At 31.8% G+C, this 10,189-nt stretch carries 13 protein-coding genes; all 13 read left to right on the forward strand.

Translation table 11 applies throughout. From position 1 onward, the window contains the following. Nucleotides 1-2: 2 nt before the first annotated feature. Nucleotides 3-839 (forward strand): 50S ribosomal protein L11 methyltransferase, encoded by an 837-nt coding sequence (prmA, locus tag PF021_RS07485; protein WP_271021862.1) that lies wholly within the window; start codon nucleotides 3-5, stop codon nucleotides 837-839. Between the two features lie 9 nt (nucleotides 840-848). After that, the gene (gene ftsH / locus PF021_RS07490; protein WP_271021863.1) at nucleotides 849-2,777 is read left to right on the forward strand and encodes an ATP-dependent zinc metalloprotease FtsH; all 1,929 of its coding nucleotides are present in this window, start codon (nucleotides 849-851) and stop codon (nucleotides 2,775-2,777) included. A gap of 9 nt (nucleotides 2,778-2,786) precedes the next feature. Further along, nucleotides 2,787-3,398, forward strand: a complete 612-nt coding sequence (locus PF021_RS07495; RefSeq protein ID WP_271021864.1) for a phosphatidylserine decarboxylase — start codon at nucleotides 2,787-2,789, stop codon at nucleotides 3,396-3,398. Next, nucleotides 3,388-4,113, forward strand: coding sequence for a CDP-diacylglycerol--serine O-phosphatidyltransferase (pssA, locus tag PF021_RS07500; protein ID WP_271021865.1), 726 nt, complete (start codon nucleotides 3,388-3,390; stop codon nucleotides 4,111-4,113). The genes PF021_RS07495 and pssA overlap by 11 nt, the downstream gene beginning before the upstream one ends. Nucleotides 4,114-4,183: 70 nt before the next feature. Beyond that, a complete protein-coding gene (msrP, locus tag PF021_RS07505; RefSeq protein ID WP_271021866.1) occupies nucleotides 4,184-5,176 on the forward strand; it encodes a protein-methionine-sulfoxide reductase catalytic subunit MsrP in 993 nt (330 codons plus the stop codon). Between the two features lie 8 nt (nucleotides 5,177-5,184). Next, on the forward strand, nucleotides 5,185-5,700 hold the full coding sequence (locus tag PF021_RS07510) for a hypothetical protein (RefSeq protein ID WP_271021867.1): 516 nt from the start codon (nucleotides 5,185-5,187) through the stop codon (nucleotides 5,698-5,700). A 65-nt stretch (nucleotides 5,701-5,765) separates the two neighbouring features. Beyond that, nucleotides 5,766-6,128 carry a preprotein translocase subunit SecG gene (gene secG, locus PF021_RS07515; RefSeq protein ID WP_271021868.1) on the forward strand — a complete coding sequence of 121 codons (363 nt, stop codon included), beginning with the start codon at nucleotides 5,766-5,768 and terminating at the stop codon, nucleotides 6,126-6,128. Between the two features lie 9 nt (nucleotides 6,129-6,137). Further along, nucleotides 6,138-6,698 (forward strand): ribosome recycling factor, encoded by a 561-nt coding sequence (gene frr / locus PF021_RS07520; RefSeq protein ID WP_271021869.1) that lies wholly within the window; start codon nucleotides 6,138-6,140, stop codon nucleotides 6,696-6,698. Nucleotides 6,699-6,707: 9 nt separating this feature from the next. After that, a complete protein-coding gene (pyrE, locus tag PF021_RS07525) occupies nucleotides 6,708-7,316 on the forward strand; it encodes an orotate phosphoribosyltransferase (protein WP_271021870.1) in 609 nt (202 codons plus the stop codon). Further along, nucleotides 7,316-7,771 (forward strand): RDD family protein, encoded by a 456-nt coding sequence (locus tag PF021_RS07530; RefSeq protein WP_271021871.1) that lies wholly within the window; start codon nucleotides 7,316-7,318, stop codon nucleotides 7,769-7,771. Before pyrE ends, PF021_RS07530 begins: the two co-directional genes overlap by 1 nt. A gap of 109 nt (nucleotides 7,772-7,880) precedes the next feature. Continuing rightward, a complete protein-coding gene (locus PF021_RS07535) occupies nucleotides 7,881-8,561 on the forward strand; it encodes a F0F1 ATP synthase subunit A (protein ID WP_271021872.1) in 681 nt (226 codons plus the stop codon). Further along, nucleotides 8,545-9,111 (forward strand): thiamine phosphate synthase, encoded by a 567-nt coding sequence (locus PF021_RS07540; RefSeq protein ID WP_271021873.1) that lies wholly within the window; start codon nucleotides 8,545-8,547, stop codon nucleotides 9,109-9,111. Before PF021_RS07535 ends, PF021_RS07540 begins: the two co-directional genes overlap by 17 nt. A 246-nt stretch (nucleotides 9,112-9,357) precedes the next feature. Beyond that, nucleotides 9,358-10,092 carry a glycosyltransferase family A protein gene (locus tag PF021_RS07545; protein ID WP_271021874.1) on the forward strand — a complete coding sequence of 245 codons (735 nt, stop codon included), beginning with the start codon at nucleotides 9,358-9,360 and terminating at the stop codon, nucleotides 10,090-10,092. Nucleotides 10,093-10,189 lie beyond the last annotated feature (97 nt).

Below are 10,189 nucleotides of genomic sequence, written 5' to 3' on the forward strand. Positions count from 1 at the left end.
TTATGGATTCTCTTTATAATTGCCTAGCTATAGAAGCAGATAAGTTTTTATGGCTCTTTATAGATAAAGCCATGGAATTGACTGGAGAGGCAATAGAAGAGGTTGAGGGTGGCTTTATTGTACGAACCACACAAGATGTCGAAAAAATAGAGCAGAATCTAAGGGAATTTCTACAATATCTACAACAAACTTTTGGCGAAACAATTACCCTAAAGACCAAGATAACACAAGAAGAAAATAAAGATTGGATTTGCAACTATAAAAATTCGGTTCAACCGGTGCTATGTGGTAGGTTCTATATAAGACCATCATGGCATGATAGCTTAAACAATGATGAGATTATAGATATAATAGTTGATCCAGCTTTAGCATTTGGTAGTGGTCATCATGGTAGCACCTATGGTTGCTTGATTGCGTTAAGTAGTATTGATTTAGTAGGCAAGAATCTTGTTGATGTTGGTTGTGGTAGCGGTATTTTATCTATTGCAGCTAAGAAAGCAGGTGCTAATGTTTGGAGTTGCGATACTGATAGTATAGCAGTAGAATCTACTAAGGATAATGCTTCTAAGAATAACCTACAAATAGATAATGTATGGGAAGGCACTTTAACAACTATGAGTTGCAATAATGTTAAGTTTGATGTCATTGTTGCAAACATATTAGCAGATATAATAGTAACAATACCATTTGAAAAGTATATAAAAAAGGGTGGCATATTGATACTATCTGGGATACTGGAACAATATATACAAAAGGTTTTAGATAGATTTGATAATTTTAAAAAACTCTCTTGTGAAATTAATGATGAATGGGCTACAATAATACTACAACTTAATTAAGGAATTTAAATGCAAAAACAGAATAACGAGAACAATGACAAAAAACAAAATAATTTTTTTAATCAGAATCCACTTTTAGTATTTGCCATTTTTGCAATCATCGCTATTGTTGTGTTTAAGTTTATTTCTCCAGTCGGAGATGCTTCAAATAGACTTAGTGGGGCAAGTTCTACAAAAAATATCAATTATTATGAATTAAAAAAATTAATAGAAAATAAAGAAGTGGATTTTGTAGCTATTGGTCAAAGTGTGTTGAAGGCTACTTCAAATACAAATGGCACAAAGACTATATATGTTACACAAAGAGTGAATCCAGATAATACGCTAATACCGCTACTAGATGAAAAGGGAGTGGAATATACAGGTTATAGCGAGAGTAATTGGCTTAGTGATATGCTATTTGGCTGGGTGTTGCCTATATTTATTTTCTTTGCGATTTGGATGTTTTTGGCATCAAGAATGCAAAAGAATATGGGAAATGGAATTTTGGGCATTGGTAGTTCAAAAAAGTTAGTAAATGCTGAAAAGCCTAATGTAAAGTTTGATGACATGGCTGGTAATGTTGAGGCTAAAGATGAGGTTGTGGAAATTGTAGATTTTTTAAAGAATCCAGATAGATATGCTGCACTTGGCGCTAAGATTCCAAAGGGTGTTTTATTAGTTGGTCCTCCGGGAACTGGTAAGACATTGCTAGCAAAGGCTGTTGCAGGTGAGGCAAATGTTCCATTCTTTTCTGTTAGTGGAAGTAGTTTTATTGAGATGTTTGTAGGTGTTGGTGCAAGTAGAGTTAGAGATTTGTTTGAAAATGCAAAAAAAGAAGCACCTAGCATAATTTTTATAGATGAGATTGATGCAATCGGTAAGAGTAGAGCTGCAGGTGGAATGATTAGTGGGAATGATGAAAGAGAACAAACTTTAAATCAGCTTTTAGCAGAAATGGATGGGTTTAATTCTGATTTATCTCCTGTTATTGTTCTTGCTGCTACAAATAGACCAGAAGTGCTTGATCCAGCGTTGCTTAGACCTGGTAGATTTGATAGACAAGTGTTGGTTGATAAGCCAGACTTTGAAGGAAGAATCGAAATATTAAAGGTTCATATAAAAAATATTAAGTTAGCAAAAAATGTTGATTTGTTTGAAGTATCAAAATTAACTGCTGGACTTGCTGGTGCTGATTTAGCTAATATAGTTAATGAAGCTGCACTACTTGCAGGTAGAAATGCTAAAAAAGAGGTCGAACAGAGTGATTTCTTAGAGGCAGTTGAGAGGGGTATTGCAGGTTTAGAAAAAAAATCAAGGAGAATCTCACCAAAAGAAAAGAAAATAGTTGCATACCATGAGAGTGGTCATGCGTTAATTGCCGAGATTACAAAAGGTGCAAAAAAAGTAACCAAAGTATCAATAATCCCTAGAGGTTTAGCTGCACTTGGGTATACGCTAAATACCCCTGAAGAAAATAAATATTTAATGCAAAAGCATGAGCTTTTAGCTGAAGTTGATGTGTTGCTTGGAGGCAGGGCTGCAGAGGCTGTGTTTTTAGGAGAGATTTCAACTGGTGCTAGTAATGATTTAGAGAGAGCAACTGATATAATTAAAGCTATGGTTAGTTATTATGGAATGACTGATGTTGCTGGGCTTATGGTGCTAGAAAAACAAAGAAATGTGTTTTTAAATGGTGGTTTAGGTAGCTCTAGAGAGTATAGCGAAGAGATGGCTCAAAAGATGGATTCTTATATAAGAGATATTCTAAATGAGAGATTTGAAGCGGTTAAATCATCTCTTGAGACATATAGGGAAGCTATTGAGGATATAGTTAAGGAATTATTTGAAAAAGAAAATATAGATGGCGATAAGGTAAGAGAGATAATCGCAAACTATGAAGAGAAAAATAATTTACCTACAAAGCTAGTTAAAAGTGAAGAACAAGAAGAAGCATAAGGAATAAGAATGGATACTAGATTGCAAATGGTGACACAAGATGGTTTTAAGTTTATAATAGTTAGCTTAATTGCCTATGTGCTTTTTAGTTTGCTATCACTTAATAGTCTAGCTATTATCAGTATTATTGTTGCTTGTGTTGGAGTTTATTTTTATAGGAATCCAGAGCGGGTATGCAATGATGATTCTAAGGACAATATAGTATCCCCAGTCGATGGAAAAATAAAAGACATAATACAAGAAGAAAATAAAATTACTTTAGTTGTATCAAAGCCAATTTGCTTTTGTGGGTTAATTAGAATGCCTTTTAGAGGGTATGTAAAAAAAGCAAAAAAGATTCATGGACTTTGTAATGCTGATAGTATTACTGGAGAGAGAATATATATTGACTTTAAACATGAAAATGATACAGATTTTATGAAATTAATAATATATCCTAGGATATTTTCTCAAGTTAATTTTTATGGTGATGATTCTATTTGTAGAATAGCAAATAGAGTTGGATTTTTGCTTGATGGTAAAGTTTTTATAACAATTTCCAATATAAACTTAAAAGTATCAGTTGGAGATATGTTATATGCAGGTATTAGCTCTATTGGAAGTTTAAACAATGAAAATTAATCCACTCTATATACTGCCAAATTTATTTACTGGAGCTAGTATATATCTTGGAATCCTTAGCGTATCTTATGCGTTTTTGGGTAGATTCGAACTTGCTTGTTGGCTTGTATTGATTAGTCTAATTTTTGATGGATTAGATGGAAGAGTTGCAAGGCTTACTGGCACTACGAGTAAGTTTGGTGTAGAGTTTGATTCATTGGCTGATATTATTGCATTTGGTGTTGCACCGGCTATGATTTTGTTTTTTTATATTGGTTTTTCTTATGGTAAGTTAGGAATCGCAATTTCTGGTTTATATGTTGTATTTGGTGCTATTAGACTTGCAAGATTTAATGTTAGCACAGGAAATAGTGAGCCAAATGTTTTTATAGGGTTGCCAATACCTGCTGCTGCTGTGTTTATAGTTAGTTGGTTAATGTGTGAGATGGTATTTGCAAAATTATATCCGGAGTATTCCAAAGAATTCTTATTTATTCTTATGATATGTGTGCTTTTAATAGGATTGCTTATGGTTAGCAATATAAGGTATCCAAGTTTTAAAAAGATTAACTTTTACAACATTAGCTTTGGTAAAATCATAGTGTTTTTGATGATGTTTTTAGCGGTGTTGTTTATTTATCCGATTTATACTGTTGTTTCTTTAATTACTGCTTATGTATTTTTTGGACCTTTAAGGGCAGGTTATTATATTTTCTTTAAAAAAACAATTAAGTAATATTTTTTTGTTTTTGTTTTGTTAATTTTTCCATAATATACTTTATATTATTGTTTTTAAAGGGTGTAATATGGAATTTAAATTTAAACAAGCAAATAGTATTGATTATAAAAGTGTAACTCCAGAGTATCTGTTTAATGAAAGAAGAAGATTTTTGAAACTTGGTGTTGGCGGAATAGTGGGAGTATTGAGTGTAGATTCTTTGCTTGCCGATATTGCTAGAGAACTTAAATATAAAAGTATGTCAAAAGATGAGATGTTAAAGCTTAATGGTGAGGTTTTACATTTAACAAGCGAAGAGCTAGCAACTAGCTATAATAATTTCTATGAATTTGGATACTCAAAATCAGATCCTAAAAAGAAAGGCGATTCTTTAAAGGTTAGTCCTTGGGAGATAAGCATTGAGGGCGAAATTAAAAACCCAATGAAAATAGAGCTTGAAAACTTAATATCAAAAGTAAATTTGGTAGAGAGGGTTTATAGATTCCGATGCGTTGAGGCTTGGAGCATGGTTGTGCCATGGATTGGTTTTGAGTTAAGAGAGCTTATTAAGATGGTAGAGCCAACAAAAAAGGCAAAATATATACAATTTACAACTTTATATGATCCAGAGCAATTTCCTATGCAAGGTGGATTCTTTGGTTTAAACATTGGTAGAAATGCTAGTTTTTTAGATTTCCCATATAAAGAGTGCTTGAGACTTGATGAAGCGATGCACCCATTAACACTACTGGCAGTTGGCATGTATAAAAAGAGGTTGTTGCCACAAAATGGTGCTCCTATAAGATTGGTTGTGCCTTGGAAGTATGGCTATAAAATGATCAAATCAATAAATAAAATTGAATTTTTAGAAGAGCAACCAATTTCTACATGGGAGGCGGAGAATCCAAAGGAATATGGATTTTATGGCAATGTAGATCCGGAGGTGTCTCACCCACGATGGTCGCAAAGCAGTGAGAGAGTAATAGGACAAAGAGGTAGAATTCCTACGCTATATCTAAATGGATATGCAAAAGATGTCGAGCATTTATATGCTGGGCTTGATAGAACAAAGCTATACTAGGAATTTATTTGAAAAGAGCAATAGAATATATAGCATTAATTGCAATTTTATATGTTTCATGGGAATTGGTCTTAGCAGTTGAATCTTATAAAATAGGCGATTTTTCAGATCCTGTAGCTAGTTTATACTTTTATAGTGGTTGGATTAGCGTTTTATGTTTGTCATTATCTTTTGTAATTTGTAATAAGCTTAAGAGATTTTGTGGATTGCTTGGATTTATCTTTGCTATCATTCACATTGGAATCTTTTTAATAATTGATTTTAACTTTGATTTTGATTTAATATTTCAAGATTTAAAAAGTAAATATTACTTATATTTTGGCATTGCAAGTTTTTTATTTTTTGCATGTTGTGCATCGTTGTTTGGTGTTTTTAGGTTTGTTTATTATTGTATTTATGGAGCATTATTTTTTGCTATTTTGCATATATTTTTTATACAGAAATTAATAACGATAAACTATGCAATTTCACTTTGTGTATTGACTTGTCTTGGAGTATTTAAGCTCTATAAGAGCGTTAAATAATTTATTTTATTCTTAATTATGTTTTGATAGAATCTTTGGTTTATTTTTGAATTAAGGTGATGATAATGGGAGATATTTTATTGGTGTTACAATTTATTTTAGCAATTGTAATTACGCTTGTAGTGTTATTGCAAAAGAGTGCCAATATGGGATTTAGTAGCTATAGTGGTAGCAATGATGGATTGTTTGGTGCTAGAGGTCCGGCTGGTTTTTTGGCTAAACTAACATTTTTTATGGGATTTTTATTTGTTATGAATACTATAGCTTTAGGATACATATATATGCAAGATTCTAAAAAATCAATCACAGATAATATTCAAATTCCAGTTAGTGTTCCACAAAATATAGATAATAATTCTAGTGCAGTAAGTGTCCCACAATCTCCTAAAATACCGGATACTAAAGAAGATACTAATACAACAAAATAAGGGAATATTATGGAATTACAAGATATTTATAATCACACTAAAGAAGCAATGGATAAGAGTATAGAGGCTATGAAGCGTGATTTTGGGACATTGCGTAGTGGTAAAGTATCAGTTTCTATACTTGATCATATTTTGGTTAGCTATTATGATACTCCAACACCACTAAATCAAGTATCGTCTGTTATAGCGCAAGATGCAAGCACTATTGTTATTACCCCATGGGAAAAAACTTTGCTAAAAGATATAGAAAGAGCAATACAAGAAGCAAATATTGGCGTAAATCCAAACAACGATGGAGAGGCTATTAAACTATTCTTCCCTCCAATGACTAGTGAGCAGAGAAAAGAAAGTGCAAAAGAAGCAAAAAATATAGGTGAGAAAGCAAAAATTTCTATAAGAAATATTAGAAAAGATTCTAATGACAAAATCAAAAAATTAGAAAAAGATAAATTAATAACAGAAGACGAATCTAAAAAAGCTCAAGATGAAATACAGAAATTTACTGATAATGCTACAAAAAAAATTGATGAATCAGTAAAACACAAAGAAGAAGAATTATTAAAAATCTAAGGATAGCCAATGGATATAAAGCAGGTTTATATAGATTCTAAGGCTCTCTTGGAGGGACATTTTTTACTAAGTAGTGGCAAACATTCTCCGTATTATCTGCAATCTGCTAGAATAATGGAATATCCTCAAAAATCAGAGATTGTAATCAAAGAGTTATCTAAGTTGATATTGGATTCTGGAATTAGAATAGATAGTGTATGCTCTCCTGCTCTTGGCGGTTTATTGGTTGGATATGAGCTTGCTAGGTCATTGAATGTAAGGTTTATATTCACAGAAAGAGTAAATGGTAAAATGGAGCTAAGGCGTGGGTTTAGTGTTAGAAAAGGTGAGAAGATTCTTGTGTGCGAAGATATAATAACTACAGGTGGATCGGCTGTAGAATGTGGCAATGAAGTAAGAAAATATGGTGCTGAAGTTATGGCTTATGCAGCATTAGCTAATCGTGGGATATGTTCTATATATAATGACAACAATCCACAACAAGATTCTTGTAAGCTAAATCCAAATATTCCACTATTTGCATTGGGCAACTTTGTATTTGATACCTATGAGGTCGATGATTGTCCTTTGTGCAAAGGAGGGAGTGTAGCAATAAAGCCGGGAAGTCGTGGTAATTAATGCGATTTAGGCATGTAAAGAAAATATCCAAAAAAATCATTACACATGATAATAATGATAACTTGGCTACATTTTTTGATAGATTCAAAGCCCAAGTTGTAGATACTTTTATGATTTATATGCCTATTTTGTATTTTATTACTTATGTTATTATGGGCAGTGCAGAGGCTTTTAGAGATTCTGTTTTAGCGCCTTTTTTCGGTGTTATTTTATATGGGATTGTAGTTAGTATTTTTATGTCATTTGGTGGGCAAACACCAGGTAAAAAAGCTTATGAAATCATTGTAAAAAGAGATGATAATAAGAAAATTACTTTTTTATTTGCAATGACTAGATTCTTTTTATTTTTGGTTTCTGGTTTTTTGATATTTGGTATTTTTATGCCCTTATTTAGGAAAGATAAGAAAACTTTGCATGATTTGATATTGCAGACAAAAGTGTGTAAAAAGGTATAATTTTAGTTTAATTGTTTATTGTTATATTTTGTTAATTGTATATTAAAAAAGTTTTTGGCATAATCTGAAATTTATGTAGATACTGCTTTATAGTATAAAAGGGTGTTTTATGAATTCTATTTTTACATTTGCTGGACTTATAAGTCATGACCATGATTTTATCATTGCATTTCATGTTGTGTTGGTTGCTATTATTGCATTTATATTAGCTAGATTTGCCACTGCAAAGATGCAAGTAATTCCGGGAACTATACAAAATGTTTTTGAAGCATTTTTAAGTGGTGTAATTTTCATGGCTAAAGATGTTATTGGAGAGGAGAAGGCAAAGCATTATCTTCCTTTGACTGCCACTTTAGCTTTTTTTGTATTTTTGGCTAATGCTATTGGTATAATACCTGGCTTTGAATCTCCTTCATCAAGTCTTAGCTTCACACTTACTTTGGCTTTAGTCGTGTTTGTTTATTATAATTTTGAGGGGATTAGGACCTTTGGTATTGTGAAGTATTTAGCACATTTTGCAGGTCCCGTAAAAGCACTTGCACCATTGATGTTCCCAATAGAGATTATTTCTCATTGCTCTAGGGTTGTATCATTATCATTTCGTTTGTTTGGTAATATCAAGGGTGATGATATGTTTTTACTTGTTATGTTGATGTTGGCTCCTTGGGTTGCTCCATTACCTGCATTTTTAATCCTTACTTTTATGGCATTTTTACAAGCATTTATTTTTATGATTCTTACTTATGTATTCTTAGCCGGTGCTACATTAGCAAGTGAGGAAGGGCATTAAATCATATCTAATAACAGATTGTAATTTATACCCAAAAGACAAAAAGGAGTTTTGCTCCTTTTACCACTCTATATTAGATTCTCATAAAGTGGATTTTGCTTGTTTTAGGGATAAGAGTAATGTGTATAATCCGCATCTTCTTGAATCTTTTTTAGAACTTAATTTACGATATAAGATAAAATCATTTATTAATAGTAATTACAAGTTGGCTTTAGAGTTTGGCTTTGATGGATTGCATTGTAATTCATATCAAATAAATTTGATAAAACCAGCAAAAGACAAGAAGCTAATGGTATTTTTTAGTGGACATAATGAAAGGGATATTATGGATTCTAGTTTGCAAGGCGCAGATGCAGTTACAATTAGCCCAATTTTTCACTCTCCAAATAAAGGAGAGCCATTAGGAGTTAGAGCATTAGAAGAGCTTACAATAAGTAATGCAAGTATTAATATTATAGCATTAGGTGGTATAACTTCTATTGAACAAATTAAGAAAATTTCACATATTCCGCTTTTTGGCTTTGCTTCAATTAGATATTTTTTATCATAATAACTAAAAATTCATACTAACTATAACTTACGTAATATTACTTTGTGCTATTACCTTGATTTGATATTTTCATAATTATGTGTATAATTCATTTTCTAAATTGCACATTTTGTAAGGAACTAAAATGGAAAGCGATATTGCAAACACTGATTTCGCCCCCCCCCCCCCCACAAATTTGTTTGATATTCACACATTATACTAACATATATAACTCATTTTTATTGCAATATAGATAATATAGATTCGGTGATTTCTCTTTTAAGGGATTATGAAAAATATAATAAAGATATTTTAGATGTTGTTTTATTTATAGTTATTGATGATGGTTCTCCTGTTTCTTACGAGATTCCGCAATTTGATCTAAATTTGCATTGGATAAGAATAAATGAAGATATCCCATGGAATCAATCTGGTGCTAGAAATCTGGGTGCAGTATATGCAAAGAGTGATAATATAGTTTTTGCAGACTTGAATCATAAAGTATTAGAAAATACTATGCACTACATGGCGTATCATAAGCCTTGTGGAAGAAATATATACAAGATAAAGTATGAAGGAAGAAACAAGGGTCATTCTAATTTGTTTTTTCTAAGTCGAGCTAGATTTATGCGTTTTTTTGGTTATGATGAAGAGTTTGCTGGACACTATGGAGCAGAGGATTTTAGATTTATCAAGGTGCAAAAAGCACATGGAAGTAAGCAACTTTATCTTCCAAATAAGTATAGAGTGGTTAAGAGAGTGTTGGAAAGTGGTTCTGATCATTCTTTGGATAGGGATTTGACGCATTGCACCCCTATTGATCTTAGGAAAAAATTAGAGCTTAGGACATATGGTTTAGACTATGGATACTCTAAATTATTTCTAAATAATTTTACTTGGAAGTTTTTAAGTGAGCAAAAAAGAACTTGTGTTCCGATGCCAAAATCCAAAAAATGGTGGTATTATCTTTGGTATTTTAGATGGATATTTGGGTATAAATAAGTTTAAATACTATTTCAACATCCCTTAAGCTTCTTTCGTTATACTTTCATTCCTTTTTTGTTGATTTTTCTTTATGAGCTTTCAATAATAAAGAGGT

Origin of the sequence: Helicobacter ibis, assembly GCF_027859255.1 — a bacterium.
Taxonomy (GTDB): domain Bacteria; phylum Campylobacterota; class Campylobacteria; order Campylobacterales; family Helicobacteraceae; genus Helicobacter_D; species Helicobacter_D ibis.